Raw genomic sequence first — 16,079 nt, forward strand, 5'->3', positions numbered from 1 at the left:
CACGGAAGTGAAACGACACAGCGCCGATGATAGTGTGGCAATAGCCATGTGAGAGTAGGACACTGCCAGGCTCTTAAAGAAGGACAAACCCCCGTAGCGAGAGCTGCGGGGGTTTTTTCTTGCCCGTTGCATAGCGCGCGGGAGAGGCTTGGGCTCCGGCTACGCCAGGTTTGCGGGGGCGCAGAAGACTGCCTACACTGCCCGACCCTGCCGGGTTAGCACAGCGGTAGTGCAGCGGTTTTGTAAACCGTTGGTCGGGGGTTCAAATCCCTCACTCGGCACCATTTCCAACAAAAAGCCCGCGAATCCGCGGGCTTTCTTGTTTTTCGGCTCAGGATTCGAGTTTTGCCCAGGCCAGCAGGCCTTCCAGCACCAGCTGCGGCCGCGCCGACCAGTCCGGCAGCCAGGGCTGCAGCAGGGGGCCGTCGCCGCCGCTGAGGACCTGGCGCGGCGCGGGATGGCGGCGGGCGGCATGCTCCAGTGCCCCCAGGCAGGCCAGGAAGGCGCCCTGGCGCACGCAGGCCTCGGTGTCCTGGCCCAGGCCGTCGCTGTACTGCTCGCCGAGCGGGCCGGCGCCGAAGCGCGTGGCGCCCAGCACGGCCTGCAGGTGCGCGGACAGGCCGGCGGCGATGAAGCCGCCCAGGTGCCGGCCCGAGGCATCCACCGCGTCATAGGTCAGCGCGGTGCCGGCGCCGGCGACGCCGAAGGCCTCGCGGGTTTCGCTCCACAGCGCCAGCATCATCAGCCAGCGGTCCACGCCGAGGCGTTGCGGCTGGGCATAGGCCAGTGTCAGGCCGTTGCATTCGCCCTGCGTCCGCGCGAACGAGGGAACGATGCCATGGCGCTCGCGCAGCGCCGATTCGATCTGCCGCTCGTGCGCCGCGCCGGTGACGTTGGCCACGGCGATGCGCTCCGGGCGCTCCTCGGGCAGTTGCAGCAGCGCGGCGGCGGGATCGCCGTCGTGGGCGATCGCGGTCACCGCCTCGATGCCGGAACTGCCGGCCAGCGCGGCCTTGATGCGGCTGTTGCCGATGTCGAGCAGCAGGATCATGCGAGCCGCAGGCTGATCTCGCCCGAATGCAGTGTCTGGTACTGGCCCAGGGCCTCCACGATCAGTGCGCCCTGCGCGTCCACGCCGCGGCCGATGCCTTCGTATTCGCGCTCGCCCTGCAGCACGCGCACCGGGCGGCCGTTGGCGAGATCCAGCGCCGCCCATTCCGCGGCGAAGGCGCCGAAGCCCTGGGCCTCGAAGCGCGCGATGCCCTCGGCCAGGCGCTGCAGCAGCGCGGCCGCCAGCCCGTTGCGCGAGGGCGGGGCGGCGGTGAGCTCGGCCAGCGGGATCCAGGGCTGGGCGATGCCTTCGGCCTGCTGCAGGCTCATGGACACGTTGATGCCGATGCCGATCACCACGCGGCAGTTGCCGCCGGCCTCGCCGCGATGTTCGATCAGGATGCCGCCGAGCTTGCGGCCGCGGGCATACAGGTCGTTGGGCCACTTCAGTCCGATGTCCGCGGCGCCCTGCGCCTGCAGGGCCTGCGCGCAGATCACGCCCACCGCCAGCGGCAGCGCGCTGAGCGTGGCCGGCCAGCTCGGGAAGGACCAGGCCAGCGAGAGATAGAGGTTGGCGGCGAAGGGGGAGCGCCACTCGCGCCCGCGCCGGCCGCGGCCGGCGGTCTGGTACTCCGCCAGCAGGGCCTGCGGGTCACGCGCCGGGTCGCTCTCGAGCAGGCGCGTGTTGGTGGAATCGGTCGCGGTGAGGACCTCGAAGGCCAGCTTTGCTCCGATGCGTTCCGGCCGCAGCCGTTCCAGCGGCTGCGGCAGCCGGTAGCCCAGGCCCTGGCGCGCTTCCACGTCCAGGCCCCAGTCGCGCAGCTTCTCGATGCGCTTGGCCAGCGCGGCGCGCGAGATGCCCTCGGCGGCGGCAAGGTCCTCGCCGGAATGCCACTCGCCGTCGGCCAGGGCGTCGACGAGCTTGAGGCGCTCGGCCTCGATCAGCGGCTGAGCCATCGGTGCAGGAGCCTCGCCTTCTCGAATCGGTTTTCCTGGCCGCGGGCCAGGTTGATCAGGTTGCGGCGGTGCTTCCATACCACCAGCAGCACCATCGCGCCGGTGAAGGCGCCGGCCGCGGAAAACAGGCCGCGGGCGTCGATGCAGGCGATGTAGAACAGCGCCAGCACCGCGGCGCTGACCGAGGCCAGCGCGACGTAGCCCGACAGGATGGTCACGGCGATGAAGCCGCCCAGCAGCCAGGGCAGCGCCGCCGGCAGCAGGGTGGCGAAGACGCCGGCCAGCGTCGCCACGCCCTTGCCGCCCTGGAAGCGGTACCAGGCGGGGTAGCAGTGGCCCAGGGCCACGCCTACGCCGCAGGCATAGGCCTGCCAGTCCGGCGGCCAGGGCTGGGCCTCCGCCAGCGGCCAGGGCAGCCTGGGGATCAGCAGCACCGCGAGCACGCCCTTGAGCACGTCGATCAGCAGCACGGCCAGCGCAAAGCCCTTGCCCTGCGTGCGCAGTGCGTTGGTGGCCCCGACGTTGCCGCTGCCGTGCTGGCGCAGGTCCACGCCGCCGCGCAGCTTGCCGACGATCTGCCCGCCCATGACGGTGCCGGCGAGGTAGGCGAGCAGGAACTTGGCGAGCGCTTCGATCATGTGGGGTCTCTTACAGGCCCAGCCAGGCCTGGCGGCGCGCCAGCACCTCGCCCTCGGCCGCGATCAGGGTCAGCGTCCAGGTGTCCGACGGCGGCGCGATCGGCGCCAGGCGGGTTTCCAGCAGCTCGTCGCCGCGGAAGTAGTGCAGGCTGGCATCCTGCCCCGGCGGCAGCGCCGCCAGCAGCGCGCCCCAGTTGCCGGGCGCCACGCGCAGGCCGTCGAGGGCGACGAGCTGGTCGTTGACCGACAGGCCCGCCAGCGCGGCCGGGCTGCCGGCCTGGATGTAGGCGATGCGGGTTTCGCCGCCGCGCAGCTTGAGGCCGGCCCAGGCGGGCGGCGCCTCGCCGCTGACGCGGCCGCCGGCGTCGGCATCGGACACCGCCGCGCGCTGCTTCGACTCCACGCCGAAGGCCGCCAGCAGTTCGGCCAGCGGCAGCTCCTCGGTGGATCGCAGCAGCTCGTCGAAGAACTCGCGCAGGTCCAGCCCCGACAGCTCCTGTGCCACCCGCTCCAGGCCGCCCTCCGGCACGCCGATGCCCGGCGCGCCGTAGCGCCGCCACAGCGTGCGCAGCACATCGTCCAGCGTGACCTGCGAATGCAGGCGCAGCTGCAGGTCCAGGCACAGCGACGCCAGGCCGCCCTTGATGTAGTAGCTCACGCCGGCATTGGGCGTGTTCTCGTCCGGCTGGTAGTACTTGATCCAGGTCTCGTAGCTGGAGTCCGCCAGCGTCTGCACCAGGCGCCCCGGCGTGCGCTGCAGGCGCGTGGCGTTCTCCGCCACCAGGTCCAGGTAGGCGGCGGCGTCGAGCACGCCGGCGCGCAGCAGGAACAGGTCATCGTAGTACGAGGTCAGGCCCTCGTAGTGCCAGAGGTCGCGGCTGTAGGCCTCGGCGGCGAGATCGGATTCCAGGAAGCGCGCGGCGGTGATGCGCTTGACGTTCCAGAGGTGGAAGTACTCGTGGCTGCACAGCCCGAGGAAGCCGCGGTAATCCTTGGTGAAGCGCGCGTCCCCCGGCGCCGGCAGGTCCTTGCGCGAGCAGACCAGGGCCGTGGAGCTGCGGTGCTCCAGGCCGCCATAGCCGTTGCCCATGACGTAGGTCAGGAACAGGTACTCACGCAGCGCCGGCTCCTGGCCGAACAGCTCGCGCTGCACGTGGCAGATGCGCGTCAGGTCGCGCGTCAGGCGCGCGCCGTCCACGGCATGGCGCCCCGACAGCACCACCGCATGGGGGATGCCGTCCACGTCGAAGTCCAGCCGGGTGTAGCGGCCCATCTCCACCGGGTGGTCGATCAGCTCCTCGTAGTCCGCCGCACGGTAGCGGCCGAAGCCCTCGGCGCCGACCTGCAGCGGCTCCAGCGTGGTGGCCAGCCGCCAGCCCGCGCAGGCTTCGTCCTGCGGCGCCTCGATGTCGATCTCGATGTCGCCGGCGCCCTCCGCGCGGTAGCACAGCGAGCTGGCGTTGAAGAAGCCGCGGCGCGTGTCGAGGAAGGCCTTGCGCACGGATTCGTCGAAGGCATGGACGCGGTAGTCCAGCGTCAGCGGGCCGGCGCAGGGCGCGCAGCGGAAGCTGCGCTTGTCGAGCCGTTCGATCGCCACCGGCTCGCCGCCGGCGCTGGCGTGCAGCTCCTGCACATGCTTGGCGAAGTCGCGCACCAGGTAGCTGCCGCGGATCCAGGAGGGCAGGCGGAACACCTGGCCCTGCGGATCGGGGGAGTCCAGCCGGCATTGCACGGTGAAGTAGTGCTCGCGCGGGTGGCTGGGCTGGATGCGGTAGCGGATCGTACTCATGCGCTGGGTATTATGCCGCCATGCGCCCCGCCTTACTCGCCGCCGTCCTGCTGCTCGCCGCCTGCGGCAAGGCCCCCGCGCCGCCCCCGTCCGCGGCGCCCGCCGCCTTCGACCCGCTGGCCCAGGCCCTGGCGGCCGGCAAGCGGGTGGACAACCGCGAGGCCGTGGTGCCGCCGCAGTGCTATACCAAGACCGGCGGCCTCGCCAACCCCTGCTGGACCTGCCACGTGCCCGCCAACGGCCGCAACCGCATGGACGATGCCCGCCTGCAGGAGGAATACGCCTTCAGCGCGGTGGGCGGGACCAACCACTGGACCAACCTGTTCCGCGACCGCCGCGCGCAGATCGCCGCGATCCCGGACGCCGAGATCCTGGCCTGGATCCGCCAGGACAACTACGCCGCGCTGCGTGAGCAGCTGCGGATGCGCGACAACTACCTGGGCTGGCGCCCGGACCTGGACCTCGCCGCCGGCTTCGACGCCGAGGGCTTCGCCAGGGACGGCTCCGGCTGGCGTGCGATCCGCTACCAGCCCTTTCCCGGCACCTTCTGGCCCACCAACGGCAGCAGCGACGACGTCTTCATCCGGCTGCCTCCCGAGTTCCGCCGCGACGCCGGGGGCGCCGACTCGCGCGAGGCCTATCGCCTGAACCTGGCGATCCTGGAGGCGGCGATGACGGTGGACGCGCGCGTGGCCGATGCCGCGCTGCGCCGCCGCGTCGAACCGGTGGACGAGGCGCTGGCCGGCGCCGATCTCGACGGCAACGGCCGTGTCGGCGGCCGCATCGAGCGCATCCGCGGCCTGCCCAGGCGCTATGCCGGCGCTGCGGCGGCGGTGCCGGTCGCGCGCGGGCTCTATCCCGTGGGCACCGAGTTCCTGCACAGCCTGCGCTACGTCGACCCGGATGCCGCCGATGCGCGCTCGCCGCGGCTCAAGGAACTGCGCTACTCCATCAAGCGCCTGTGGCTGGAGGATCCGGCGCTGGACCATGCCTACGCCGAGGAGAACGCCGAGAAGGCCGCCGGCGCGCTGCCCTACTACCCGGGCGATGCCGCGGTGGGCCTGATCAACCCCTTCGGCTGGCAGCTTCAGGCCTTCATCGAGGATGCGCAGGGGCGTCTGCGCCTGCAGACCTACGAGGAGCAGCTGTTCTGCATGGGCTGCCACAGCACCATCGGCGTCACCGCCGACCAGAGCTTCGCCTTCCCGCGCAAGCTGCCCGGCGCCGCCGGCTGGGCCGAGCACAGCATCGCCGGTCTGCCGGACCGCCCGCAGGCCGGCAGCCGCGAGCCGGAGACGCTGCGCTACCTGCGCCGCGTCGGCGGCGCCGACGAGTTCCGCGCCAATGACGAGATGCTGCACCGCTACTTCCCCGGGGGCGTGCTGGACGAGGCCGCCGCGCGGCGTGACGGCAAGGACCTGGGAATACTGCTGCGCCCCTCGCGCGAACGCGCGCTGGCGCTGAACAAGGCCTACCTGCTGACGGTGCGCGAGCAGAGTTTCACCAAGGGCCGCGATGCGGTGGTCGCGCCGTCGGTGAACGTGCACCGGCGCATCGACAATGGGGACACGGGGTTGAAGGCGGAGGGCCGGGTGTTCACGGATGGAAGGATTTGGGTGGAGTGGTAAGCCCCTGGGCTTCCAACCGAACCGTTCACACCGAGTAGCGCCGCGAGGCGTCGCGTATCGAGGTGCCCCGGCTGCGTGCCCCGATACGCACGCTCGCTGCGCTCATGAGGCTACTCGGCATGAGCGGCCAGGTGATCATGGGGTGGACGCCTCATGATTCGGTCCTACCGCGCCTTCAGGAACACCGGGTTCCCGATCGCGGTGCGCGCCTGCGCATCCTTCGTCTCGATGCGCCAGAACGTCCCCAGCGGCCCCTCGCTGCCCGGCTGCCGCTGCACCTCCAGCTCATGCTCGAAGGGATCGGCATTGATGTTCACGCTGCGGAACAGCCGGCCGTTGCGGAAATAGCGCAGCGTCTGCCCGCCGCCGCCGGTGACGGTCGCGCGCAGCGTCACCTTCTCGGCTTCGCCTACCCGCAGCGTGTCGCCGAAGATGCCGCGTTGGCCATCGGCCGCCTGCGCTTCGAACACCAGCGCCGGGCTGTGCGCCACGCCGCGCGTGCGTACGTAGGCATGGCCGGCCTGGATCGCGCTCTTCAGCGCCGGGCGTGACAGCTGCGTGGCGTAGACCGCGGTGGCCGAGCTGCCGTAGCCCTTGCGCTCGCGTTCGTCCTCCGCGTCCACGCCCTTGGAGTCGGAGCCGCTGACGCCGGTGATGCGGTAGCCCTCGGCGAGCTTGCGTTCCCACAGGTCGATCGCGGTCTGCATGAAGGGGTTCTCGATGCCCAGCGGCAGGGGCAGCGGCAGGCCCAGGTCGCCCAGCTCGGTGATCAGCGGCCCGTTGAGGATCTCGATGGTGTCCACCTGCGCCCAGTCGATGGCGTCCTCCAGCTCGAAGGCGCAGCCGCGGCAGAAATTGGCGAACAGCGGACCCGGGAAGGTCGTCGGGTGGTTCACCTGGAACAGCGCATCCTCCTGCTTGGCCAGGCGCTGGATCTGGCCGAGCGTCACGTCCTCGAAGCCATGGCGGTACTCCAGCACGCCCGGCGTCTCGCCATGCGTCATCGCATGGCCGTGGTAGGTGATGATCTCGCGGCCGGGCCAGATCACCAGGTCCGGGTTGGCGCGCTGCATCGCGCCCAGTCGGCGCCAGTGCTCGCCGGTGACGTACTCGGTGACCATCAGGAAGTCGAGCTTCGCGGCGCGCGCCTGGGCCACGAAATCCTCGTCCCCGGGGGCGTTGGCGTTGGAGTGGTAGCCGTGCATGTGGAAGTCGCCGTGGTACCAGCCGGCGGCGTCGCGCGCCACGTGATGGCGGTCCACCGGATCGTCGGCCGGGGTCGCGCCGGAGGCCGCCTTGCATTCCACCTTCACCACCCAGTCCGCGCCGCCGGGGCCCACCGCGGCGATGCCGAGGTCGGCGTACCAGGTGCCCGGCCGGATCGGTCCGGGGCGGTAGCCGCGCTCGGCGCTTGCCGCCTCCACGAAGACCGGCGCCTGGCCGTTGTCGAGGCGGCCCTGGCGCGAGCCCGACCAGCCGCGGAAGCCCGTCGCGCTGCGGTAGCCATGCTCGTCCCAGAGGCCCAGGTCCAGCGTGGTGGCGGTGAGCGGCGTGGAGGGCAGCGGCGAGCGCTCGGTCCAGCCGTAGGACAGCTCGATGCGCCCGGTCCCGGTGCCGACCACGAAGGGCAGCTCGCGGTAGGTCTTGGCATCGGCCGCGCCGGCGCCGCCGCGGATCTCCAGCGCCGGCAGGCCCGGCGCGCAGTTCACCTCGGGGGCGGGCCCGGGAGGCGTGGCGGCGGAATCGCTGCTGCTGCCGCAGGCCGCCAGCAGGGGCAGGACGGCGGCGGCGAGGGTGGTGCGGATCGTGAGCATGCGCCCATTCTGTGACATCGCATGACGTCCGTGTGAACATGCGATTCCCGACAACGCCGTGGGGAGCGTTCCATGATCATCAAGGCCGCACAGGACGCCGGTCTGCTGAAGAACTACAAGGTCCGCCTCCCGGAAAGGATCGAAACCGTCACCCGCATCGATCCTGCCGAAGGCTCCGCCGCCCGCGGCGGCCTGCGCCCCGGCGACGTCGAGGCGATCTGGAGCGCCGTGCAGGACCTCTACCGCAGCCGCGCCTATCCCGGCGTGGCCTTCTGCCTGCGCCGCCGCGGCGAGCTGCTGCTGCACCGCACGCTCGGCCACGCCCGCGGCAACGGCCCCTGGGACCTGGCGCACGCGCCGAAGCAGGTGCTGGAGCTGGATACCCCGATCTGCCTGTTCTCCGCCTCCAAGGCGGTGACGGCGGTGCTGGTGCACAAGCTCGCCGAGGAAGGCGGGCTGGACCTGGACCAGCGCGTCAGCCACTACATCCCCGCCTTCGGGCAGCACGGCAAGAAGGACACCACCGTGGCCGAGGTGCTGGCGCACCGCGGCGGCTTCCCGCAGATCAAGGTGCCCCGGCGCGAGCGCCAGGTGGAGGTGCTGCTGGACTGGGACGGCGTGATCGAGCGCATCTGCCGCGCGCCGCCGACCCACCCGCGGCGCATGGCCTACCACGCCATCAGCGGCGGCTTCATCCTGGCCGAGCTGATCCAGCGCGTCACCGGCGCCTCCGTGCAGTCCTACCTCGACACGCGCTTCCGCGAGCCGATGGGGCTGAAGCACTTCCGCTTCGGCGTGCCGCGCGAGCACCGCCCCGCGGCCGCGCTCAACTATGCCGCCGGACAGCCGGTGCGCTTCCCGCTGTCGGCGATCATCGAGAAGGTGCTGATCGTGCCCTTCGAGCAGGTGGTGGAGTCCGCCAATTCCGAGGCCTTCATGGAGGCCGTGATCCCGGCGGGCAACCTCTACGCCACCGCCGAGGAGCTGTCGCGCTTCTTCCAGATGCTGCTGGACGGCGGCGTCTGGCAGGGCCGCCGCCTGCTGCAGCCGGAGACGCTCAGGCGCGCCGTCAAGCCCAAGTGGCGCATCGCCCTGGACGGCTCGCTGATGATCCCCATGCGCTACAGCGAGGGCATGATGCTGGGCGCCAACCCCGCGGGCCTCTACGGCCCCATGACGCGCCACGCCTACGGCCACCTGGGCTTCATGAACATCCTCGGCTGGGCGGACCCCCAGCGCGAGATCTCCTGCGCCCTGCTGACCACCGGCAAGGCCCTGCTCGGCACCCACCTGATCACCCTGGGCCGCCTGATGGCGGCGATCTCCGAGCGTTGTCGCGGCGGCTAGGCGGAGTTCCCAACCGTTCGTGCCGAGCAGCCTCGTGAGCTTGGCGAGCGTGCGTATCGAGGCGGGGTCGCCGTCCATGGCGCGCCCTCTGCTCGCCCCTTGGCCCCGCGCCGCCTGATGGCGACGGTCCCGGAGCGCTGCAGCACGCGCTGGGCGCAGGCAAGAAAAAACCCGCCGGCAGCCTCTCGGCGCCGGCGGGTTCGGGTACAGCGGCTACGGCAACAAGCTTACTTGACGTGCTTGTTGACCAGCTTCGTCATCTCGAACATCGACACCTGGTTCTTGCCGCCGAAGATGACCTTCAGCTTGGCGTCGGCGTTGATCTGGCGACGGTTCTTCTGGTCCTGCAGACCGTTCTTCTTGATGTAGTCCCAAATGCGCTTGGTCAGCTCGCCGCGGCTCAGCGAGGTCGCGCCGACGATACCGGCGAGATCGGCGCTCAGGGCGACCGGCTGGGCAATGCCGCCGCCGGCAGCGCGGGGCTTCTTGGCCTTCGGGGCGGCCTTCTTCGCAGCAGCCTTCTTCGGGGCGGCCTTCTTGGCGGGGGCCTTCTTCGCAGCAGCCTTCTTCGCCGGAGCCTTCTTAGCCGCAGCCTTCTTGGCGGGGGCCTTCTTGGCAGCCGGTTTCTTCGCAGCCTTCTTAACAGCCATTCTCCTGCTCCTCTCTATCCTGGACTTGAGATCGCTCTGCGGCGCAGAGCGTGCGGGTGTGAGATTTACACGAAAATTGCGCGGCGCGCGAGTGTTATTTCACGCAGGGCTTTCCCTGGGCGTTCTGAGGGAACGCCCCTGGGGGCCTCCCAGGGGGCGTGACGCCGTTCACACGGGGGCTCCGCTTAAGGAATTTTGAGGGTTTTCTTAAGCAGGATTTAACAACGCGCCGAGGGTGTCCCGCGTAGTCTGCACAGCCATCGGCGAAGCCTGTTTCGCCCTCGGAAAACCTGCTCTGGAGACTGCTGCAATGGAAGCTTTCGCGCCCCGCTACAACATCTACGCCGTGATCCACAAAGGCCTGCGCGCATGGATGGCCCACACGCTGCAGGCGCTGGGCCGCGCCGACTGGCTCGACGCCGAGGACAGCGCCGCCGCGCTGGCCGAGCTGCGCAGCCTGCTGGCGGTCTGCCGCAGCCATCTTGCGCACGAGAACGACTTCATCCACCCCGCGATGGAAGCCCGCCGCCCGGGTTCCAGCGGCCAGACGCAGGGCGACCATGGCGAGCATGTCCGCGCCATCGACACCCTGCTGGCGCGCGCCGGCGCACTGGAAGCCGCCCGCGGTGCGCGCCGCGCGGAGCTGGGCTACGCCCTGTACCTGGCCCTGGCGATGTTCGTGGCCGAGAACCACGAGCACATGGACATCGAGGAGGTGCGCAACAACGCCGCGCTCTGGGCCGCCTACGGCGACGCCGAGATCCTGGCCATCGAGCAGGCCCTGGTGGCCTCGATCCCGCCGCCGGAGATGATGCTCACCCTGCGCTGGATGCTGCCCAGCGCCAGCCATGGCGAGCGCTGCGCCCTGCTGATGGGCATGCGCGCCGGCGCACCGGCCGAGGTCTTCGCCGGGGTTCTGGGCATGCTGCAGCCGCTGCTCACGCCGCGCGACTGGACGCGCCTGCAGGACGCCCTGGCGCAGCCGGCGGAGATGGCGAAGGCGGCCTGAGCCTGGGCCCTGTAGCGGGGTTGCCGGTGCTAGGCGCCGGCAACCTCCACCAGCTTCAGCGGCTGTCGCACGCAGAGGCGGAAGCGCCCGCGTCCGGTCTTCTCCAGCCCCAGCAGGCTGCTGCGCTCCTGCAGGCGCCGGTGCAGCAGCAGCAGGCGCGCCTCCAGGTTGTCGGCGATGTCCGGCAGCGGGATGCTGGGGTCCAGGCGCAGCTCGCGGTTGCTGAACTCGGTGCGGCCGTCACGCTGGTAGTCGCGCAGCAGCTTCCAGAAGATCGCCCCGGCCACGCCCTTGATCAGGTAGTCCTCGCCCAGGAAGACGCTGTCGTCCTCCGGGTAGTAGCGCACCTGCAGCGCGGCCTTGTCCGCCGGCGCCGCGTCGGCCGCCGCGGCGGGCCCGTCGGGCTCCGCGTCGCCGTCCTGCGCCAGCGCCTGCATGGCAAAGCCCAGCGTCACCGCCAGCGCCGCCAGCGCATCCTCGTGCTCGTAGCAGAAGGCCATCTCCTCCAGGCTTTCCACGTAGAGCACGCCCTGCAGGCGGCCGCCGCTGGCGATCGGCACCGCCAGCTGGCTCTGCGGCTCGCGCAGCCCCGGCCAGGGAATCTCCGCCGCCGTGCCCGAAGCCGCCGCGCCGTAGATGTAATCCATGCTGGCGTAGGACAGGCGGATCGGCGTGCGCTGCTCCGCCGACACGCCGATCACGCCATGGCCCAGCGCGATCTCCGAGCCCACGCCCGAGGCGCCGTAGCCGCGGCTGGCCACGGTATAGAGCCGGCGGCCGCCCTCGTCGAGCATCAGCAGCATCGAGTGCCGGATGCCGAACAGCTCTTCCAGCCCCGCCAGCGTACGGTCCAGCAACTCGTCCAGGCCGCCGCAGGCGGCGATCCGCTCGCCCATGCGGCGCAGCGGCGGCAGCAGGGGCGGGTGGGGGCGCTCCAGCGCCAGTACCGGCCCCGGCAGCTGCTCGATGTTCCTGACGCGGTAGACGTCGGCCCCCAGCAGCTTGAAGACACCGGCCATGCCGGTATGCGAGGCCACGCCGGCCAGCTTCGCCTTCATGCGCTCGAACAGCGGCCCCTCCGGCTCCGTGCGCAGGTATTCCACGTCCAGCCGGTACTCCACCGCCGTCTCGGCATTGGCCACGCGCACGGTGGCGCGCGGGTCGCGCAGGATGTTCTCGCGGGTCTTGTTGAAGAACTGGAAGCTCAGCGCCACGTGCTCCGGGTCCACGTAGTGGACCTGCGAGACATAGGTGAGGTTGGGCATGCCCTCCGCGTCGCAGGTGGCGATCAGGCTCGGCACGCCGCCCTCCAGGCAGTCGCGGATGTGATCGACGCTGAGCATCAGGCGCCGGGCCTCAGCCGCTCGCCGGCGCGCGGACCGGGCGTCTGCATGTAGACCGCCGCCGGCGTGAAGCGCACCCAACAGAGCTGACCGGGCTCGTGATGCAGCAGCGCCTCGGTGAACTCCGCCGTGAAGCCGGCCACCGCGATCTGCGTGGCGAACGCCGCCCGGTGCGCCGCCGCCCGCGCCTCGTCGCCGGGCAGCGCCGGCTCCACGCGGGCGTCGCGGCCCTTCACCTGCAGCGTCTCGTGCGTCGCCGGCAGGGAATAGCTCGCCGCCACCCAGCCCTCGGCGCGCAGCTCCGCCACCAGCGGCGCCGCGCGCGATGCGCAGACCAGGATCGCGATCTGGTCGCGCGCCTCGGACACGCGGCAGGCCAGGCCGCGCGCGATCGTCGTGCGCCGCGCGTCGTCGCGTGCGGCGAGCGAGATCGACACCGGGCCCTGGATGAAAGCGGCCTGTGCGCGGCTGAGTTCGGGAACCATGGCGGCATTATGCCGCCATGGTTCCCGTCGGGGCATCACCGACAAACTGTCTCGTCCGGACCATGCCGGCCGCCGCGGACACGGTATGCTGTCCGCCATGGTCCCCCTGCCGCGTCGCTGCGGTCCTCACGCCCGGCGTGATTCGTGCAGGACACTCCAAGACAACGGGACCCGGGGAGGAACACCATGAACACGATGCAGCTGATGCCGGAGCAGGCCCTGCCGGCCTACCGCGACTTCCTGCGCCAGGTCCTGAGCGAGGTGGTGGGGCAGATGAGCGGCGAGCCCAGCCTCACGCGCCTGACACGCGCCATGCAGGTCTACTGGGACGCCTGCTTCGCCCGCCGCGACCAGCGCACCGCCGCAGTGCAGGCCGCCGAGGGCACCCGCTATGCCGAGGAGTTCGAGCCACTGGGCCAGCCCTTCCTCAAGCTGCTGCGCGCCGAACTGGCGCGCATCGGCTGCCCGCAGGCCGACGAACTGAGCCGCGACGTCTACCTCTGCGCGCGCAACATCACCGTGGAAGAGGCCCGCACCGGCCGCCGCGAAGTGCAGAACCGCCAGAGCCTGCTGTTCATGCTGAGGCAGTCCGCCCTCGAGCATTGAGCGGGCGGTCCCCGCGCGGAGCCGTCGGGGTCGGGGACCGGAGCCTGTCGCCGCCGCGGCGGCAGCCTGGGCCGGCCCTACGAGCCCGCATCCGGGTTGTGGCATCGTATCCGCCATGACCCAGGCCCCCGCCGCCAGCACGCCCAGCCCCGCCGAAGATCCGCGCTACGAAGCCGCCATCTTCCCGGTGTTCCTGCTGCAGACCCTGGCGCAGGTCGCCGGCCAGCGCGGCGTCGAGCCGCAGGCCCTGTGCCGCGGCCTGGGCTTCGGTCCCGAGGACCTCGACGATCCCGGCTTCCGCGTCTCCTACCGCCAGGCCAGCCTGATGATCCGCCGCGCCCTGCAGATGGTGCCGGGCGACGCCCTGGGCCTGGCCGTGGGCAACCGCAACGTGCTGGGCACCCTGGGCCTGCTGGGCCACGCCGTCTCGCTGTGCCGCACCCTGGGCGATGCCTTCGACATCGGCCTGCGCTACCAGGTCACCGCCGGCGGCATCACCCAGACCAGCCTGCGCCTGTCCGGCCCGGAGCTGTGGGTGGAGGCCGGCTTCCGCTTTCCCGATGCCGAGATCCAGGTCTTCGTCGTGGAGGAGCTGTTCGCCAGCCTGCTGGTCTACGGCCGCAGCCTGGTGGGTGCGCACTTCGCGCCGCTGCGCGTGGAACTGGCCTATCCGGCGCCTTCCTGGGCCGCGCAGTACCAGGCCCTGTTCGGCGCCCCGGTGAGCTTCGGCGCCGCGCAGAACCGCTGCGTCATCGAAGCGCGCTGGCTGCTGCACGAGTTGCCCAACCACAACCCCCTCGCGTTGAAGCAGGCCCTGGCGCTGCTGGAGGCCGAGAACGCCCAGGTGCGCCAGAAGATGGACCTGGCCGCGACCATCGAACGCGCCATCGAGAAGACCCTCACCCAGGGCCCCAGCCTGGAGAGCATCGCCGGCGAGCTCAACATGAGCGGCCGCACCCTGCGCCGCCGCCTGGGCGACCAGGGCCTGAGCTTCGAGACCCTGCTCAACAACGTGCGCCGCACCCGCGTGATGAGCCTGCTGGCCAACCCCGAGCTGCCGATCGAACGCGTCGCCGAGCAGTCCGGCTACGCCGACGTGCGCAGCTTCCGCCGGGCCTTCAAGCGCTGGACCGGCATCAGCCCCAGCGAATTCCGCCACTAGGGTAGTCTTCCGGAGTGAGGACAGCCCCGGCGCGCTGACGCACAGTGCGCCCGCGACAAACGCCATACAGACCAGAAACAGAGGAGAGCCCGCATGCAGTTCTCGTACAAGCAGACCTTCCCCAAGGACGCCGCCACCGTACTGAAGATGTTCTGCGACCCGGCCTACCACAAGGCCCTGCAGGAAGCCCTGGGCGCCACCGGCTACCGCCAGGTCGAGCACAGCGACGACGGCACCCGCTTCATGATCAAGATCAGCTACGAGGTGAAGTCCTCCGCGCCGCTGCCGGGCTTCGCCAAGAAGGTGCTGGGCGAGACCACCGCCGTCACCCAGACCGAGCGTTGGGACCGTTCCACCAGGAAGGGCGAGGTCATCGTCGAGCCCAAGGGCCTGCCGGGCAAGATCCGCTGCGCCACCTCGCTGGCCGAATCCGGCGGCAGCGCCACCAAGACCTTCGACTGGGACGTCTCGGTCAAGATCCCGCTGGTGGGCGGCAAGCTCGAAGAACTGGTGGTGAGCGACATCAAGGGCAAGGACCCGGTCGACGCCGCGGCGAGCCGCAAGCTGCTGGAAAAGTACTGAGGGAACGGCAGCCACGGGGCGGGGGCGGCGCAGGCCGCTCCCGCCCTTTTCCGTTGGCCCTGCGCAAAGAAGCGGGCGGCCGGTGAAGGCCGCCGGATCCCTCGAACCCAGGCAGGGTGGAATCACGCCGGCGGCGGCATCGCCGCCGAGCACCGCAGACAGGACCGGCCGCGGCTTGTGCACTGGGAGGCTGCGGCTCCCCGCCGTGCGGAAGTGCCCCAGGGGCACTGCCTGCCGGCGGAATTCGGTGGGTCCTGATTTGGAGACGCAAGCGTCTCCTGATGAAATTTATAATACGCGCATGTCCTCAAAGCGCAAGCCCCCCTTCAGCGGCGCCCCCCTGCCGCGAGGCCGGCACGGCCTCTCCAGCGAATTCGTGCGCGCCTCGCAGCGCGAGCGCGTGGTCAAGGCCATGCTGGCGCTGGTGGCGGAGCAGGGCTATGCCGCCACCACGGTGCCGGCGGTGGTGGCGGCCGCGCGCGTCTCCCGCAACGCCTTCTACGCATTCTTCCAGGACAAGCAGGAGTGCTTCCTCGCCGCCGCCGAGGAAGCCGCCGCCGACGTCTTCACCACCATGGAGACCTTCGGCCTGGAACAGGACTGGATCGAGGGCATCCGCCGCGGCCTCACCGCCTGGCTGCGCTGGTGGGAGGAGCGTCCCGGGCTGGCGCGCGCCTGGCTGCTGGAACTGCCGCTGGCCGGCGGCGACGCCGCCCTGCAGCACCAGCGCGCCGCGCAGCCCTACATCCAGCTGTTCCGGCGCATCGCCGAGCGCATCCGCCGCGAGCAGCCCGGCCTGCCGCCGCTGCCGGAATTCGTGCCCGTGTTCCTCGTCGCCGGCCTGCTCGCGCGCCTCACCGACGAGCTGCGCAACAACGGCGCCGGCCAGCTCACGCGGCTGGTGGAGCCCGGCGTCTACGTCGCCGTGAAGCTGCTGGCGGACGACCGGACCGCGGCGCGCCTGCTGAAGTAGCGCCCGCTCCCGCAAGCGGACGCGCAAAGCCGCCTGGCGCCGGCGG

At 71.0% G+C, this 16,079-nt stretch carries 15 protein-coding genes and 1 tRNA gene; 8 read left to right on the forward strand and 8 right to left on the reverse strand.

Annotation, left to right across the window (positions count from 1 at the left end; all coding sequences use genetic code 11):
- Positions 1–209 precede the first annotated feature (209 nt).
- A tRNA-Thr gene (locus C3942_RS20615) sits at positions 210–284 on the forward strand.
- Between the two features lie 47 nt (positions 285–331).
- On the opposite strand, the gene C3942_RS20620 is transcribed toward C3942_RS20615, so the two are convergent.
- The 4 genes from C3942_RS20620 to C3942_RS20635 are packed head-to-tail and all read right to left on the reverse strand — an operon-like array spanning position 332 to position 4,434.
- On the reverse strand, positions 332–1,051 hold the full coding sequence (locus tag C3942_RS20620) for a type III pantothenate kinase (protein ID WP_243393694.1): 720 nt from the start codon (positions 1,049–1,051) through the stop codon (positions 332–334).
- Positions 1,048–2,007: a bifunctional biotin--[acetyl-CoA-carboxylase] ligase/biotin operon repressor BirA gene (gene birA, locus C3942_RS20625; RefSeq protein WP_104232260.1), complete on the reverse strand. Its 960-nt coding sequence runs from the start codon at positions 2,005–2,007 to the stop codon at positions 1,048–1,050. The genes C3942_RS20620 and birA overlap by 4 nt, the downstream gene beginning before the upstream one ends.
- Positions 1,992–2,645, reverse strand: coding sequence for a glycerol-3-phosphate 1-O-acyltransferase PlsY (gene plsY / locus C3942_RS20630; protein WP_104232261.1), 654 nt, complete (start codon positions 2,643–2,645; stop codon positions 1,992–1,994). Before plsY ends, birA begins: the two co-directional genes overlap by 16 nt.
- A 10-nt stretch (positions 2,646–2,655) precedes the next feature.
- Positions 2,656–4,434: a M61 family metallopeptidase gene (locus C3942_RS20635; protein WP_104232262.1), complete on the reverse strand. Its 1,779-nt coding sequence runs from the start codon at positions 4,432–4,434 to the stop codon at positions 2,656–2,658.
- A 20-nt stretch (positions 4,435–4,454) separates the two neighbouring features.
- Here C3942_RS20635 and C3942_RS20640 point away from each other — a divergent pair, with 20 nt between their 5' ends.
- Positions 4,455–6,062, forward strand: coding sequence for an Aq_1262 family (lipo)protein (locus tag C3942_RS20640; RefSeq protein WP_104232263.1), 1,608 nt, complete (start codon positions 4,455–4,457; stop codon positions 6,060–6,062).
- Between the two features lie 164 nt (positions 6,063–6,226).
- Here C3942_RS20640 and C3942_RS20645 read toward each other — a convergent pair whose 3' ends face one another.
- Complete coding sequence (locus tag C3942_RS20645) at positions 6,227–7,876, reverse strand: CehA/McbA family metallohydrolase (RefSeq protein WP_104232264.1); 1,650 nt, start codon at positions 7,874–7,876, stop codon at positions 6,227–6,229.
- A gap of 72 nt (positions 7,877–7,948) precedes the next feature.
- On the opposite strand from C3942_RS20645, the gene C3942_RS20650 reads away from it, so the two are divergent.
- Positions 7,949–9,223, forward strand: coding sequence for a serine hydrolase domain-containing protein (locus C3942_RS20650; RefSeq protein ID WP_104232265.1), 1,275 nt, complete (start codon positions 7,949–7,951; stop codon positions 9,221–9,223).
- Positions 9,224–9,450: 227 nt separating this feature from the next.
- Here C3942_RS20650 and C3942_RS20655 read toward each other — a convergent pair whose 3' ends face one another.
- Positions 9,451–9,873, reverse strand: coding sequence for an SWIB/MDM2 domain-containing protein (locus tag C3942_RS20655; RefSeq protein WP_104232266.1), 423 nt, complete (start codon positions 9,871–9,873; stop codon positions 9,451–9,453).
- A 310-nt stretch (positions 9,874–10,183) separates the two neighbouring features.
- Here C3942_RS20655 and C3942_RS20660 point away from each other — a divergent pair, with 310 nt between their 5' ends.
- Positions 10,184–10,882: a hemerythrin domain-containing protein gene (locus C3942_RS20660; RefSeq protein WP_104232267.1), complete on the forward strand. Its 699-nt coding sequence runs from the start codon at positions 10,184–10,186 to the stop codon at positions 10,880–10,882.
- Between the two features lie 29 nt (positions 10,883–10,911).
- Here C3942_RS20660 and C3942_RS20665 read toward each other — a convergent pair whose 3' ends face one another.
- Positions 10,912–12,225, reverse strand: a complete 1,314-nt coding sequence (locus C3942_RS20665) for a GAF domain-containing protein (protein ID WP_104232268.1) — start codon at positions 12,223–12,225, stop codon at positions 10,912–10,914.
- Positions 12,225–12,710: a hypothetical protein gene (locus tag C3942_RS22165; protein ID WP_133164383.1), complete on the reverse strand. Its 486-nt coding sequence runs from the start codon at positions 12,708–12,710 to the stop codon at positions 12,225–12,227. Before C3942_RS22165 ends, C3942_RS20665 begins: the two co-directional genes overlap by 1 nt.
- A gap of 186 nt (positions 12,711–12,896) precedes the next feature.
- On the opposite strand from C3942_RS22165, the gene C3942_RS20680 reads away from it, so the two are divergent.
- The 4 genes from C3942_RS20680 (at position 12,897) to C3942_RS20695 (ending at position 16,033) form a co-directional block, all read left to right on the forward strand.
- Positions 12,897–13,316: a hypothetical protein gene (locus tag C3942_RS20680; protein WP_104232271.1), complete on the forward strand. Its 420-nt coding sequence runs from the start codon at positions 12,897–12,899 to the stop codon at positions 13,314–13,316.
- Between the two features lie 115 nt (positions 13,317–13,431).
- Complete coding sequence (locus C3942_RS20685; protein ID WP_104232272.1) at positions 13,432–14,478, forward strand: AraC family transcriptional regulator; 1,047 nt, start codon at positions 13,432–13,434, stop codon at positions 14,476–14,478.
- 93 nt (positions 14,479–14,571) lie between these two features.
- On the forward strand, positions 14,572–15,060 hold the full coding sequence (locus C3942_RS20690) for a DUF2505 domain-containing protein (RefSeq protein WP_104232273.1): 489 nt from the start codon (positions 14,572–14,574) through the stop codon (positions 15,058–15,060).
- Positions 15,061–15,361: 301 nt separating this feature from the next.
- Positions 15,362–16,033 (forward strand): TetR/AcrR family transcriptional regulator, encoded by a 672-nt coding sequence (locus C3942_RS20695; RefSeq protein WP_104232274.1) that lies wholly within the window; start codon positions 15,362–15,364, stop codon positions 16,031–16,033.
- Positions 16,034–16,079: the final 46 nt, after the last annotated feature.

Origin of the sequence: Solimonas fluminis (assembly GCF_002930645.1) — a bacterium.
GTDB lineage: Bacteria > Pseudomonadota > Gammaproteobacteria > Nevskiales > Nevskiaceae > Solimonas_A > Solimonas_A fluminis.

Excerpts from the sequence above, each read along its gene's own strand:
- C3942_RS20620 (WP_243393694.1), bottom strand. The coding sequence starts at position 1,051 with ATGATCCTGCTGCTCGACATCGGCAACAGCCGCATCAAGGCCGCGCTG.
- birA (WP_104232260.1), bottom strand. The coding sequence starts at position 2,007 with ATGGCTCAGCCGCTGATCGAGGCCGAGCGCCTCAAGCTCGTCGACGCC.
- plsY (WP_104232261.1), bottom strand. The coding sequence starts at position 2,645 with ATGATCGAAGCGCTCGCCAAGTTCCTGCTCGCCTACCTCGCCGGCACC.
- C3942_RS20635 (WP_104232262.1), bottom strand. The coding sequence starts at position 4,434 with ATGAGTACGATCCGCTACCGCATCCAGCCCAGCCACCCGCGCGAGCAC.
- C3942_RS20640 (WP_104232263.1), top strand. The coding sequence starts at position 4,455 with ATGCGCCCCGCCTTACTCGCCGCCGTCCTGCTGCTCGCCGCCTGCGGC.
- C3942_RS20645 (WP_104232264.1), bottom strand. The coding sequence starts at position 7,876 with ATGCTCACGATCCGCACCACCCTCGCCGCCGCCGTCCTGCCCCTGCTG.
- C3942_RS20650 (WP_104232265.1), top strand. The coding sequence starts at position 7,949 with ATGATCATCAAGGCCGCACAGGACGCCGGTCTGCTGAAGAACTACAAG.
- C3942_RS20655 (WP_104232266.1), bottom strand. The coding sequence starts at position 9,873 with ATGGCTGTTAAGAAGGCTGCGAAGAAACCGGCTGCCAAGAAGGCCCCC.
- C3942_RS20660 (WP_104232267.1), top strand. The coding sequence starts at position 10,184 with ATGGAAGCTTTCGCGCCCCGCTACAACATCTACGCCGTGATCCACAAA.
- C3942_RS20665 (WP_104232268.1), bottom strand. The coding sequence starts at position 12,225 with ATGCTCAGCGTCGATCACATCCGCGACTGCCTGGAGGGCGGCGTGCCG.
- C3942_RS22165 (WP_133164383.1), bottom strand. The coding sequence starts at position 12,710 with ATGGTTCCCGAACTCAGCCGCGCACAGGCCGCTTTCATCCAGGGCCCG.
- C3942_RS20680 (WP_104232271.1), top strand. The coding sequence starts at position 12,897 with ATGAACACGATGCAGCTGATGCCGGAGCAGGCCCTGCCGGCCTACCGC.
- C3942_RS20685 (WP_104232272.1), top strand. The coding sequence starts at position 13,432 with ATGACCCAGGCCCCCGCCGCCAGCACGCCCAGCCCCGCCGAAGATCCG.
- C3942_RS20690 (WP_104232273.1), top strand. The coding sequence starts at position 14,572 with ATGCAGTTCTCGTACAAGCAGACCTTCCCCAAGGACGCCGCCACCGTA.
- C3942_RS20695 (WP_104232274.1), top strand. The coding sequence starts at position 15,362 with ATGTCCTCAAAGCGCAAGCCCCCCTTCAGCGGCGCCCCCCTGCCGCGA.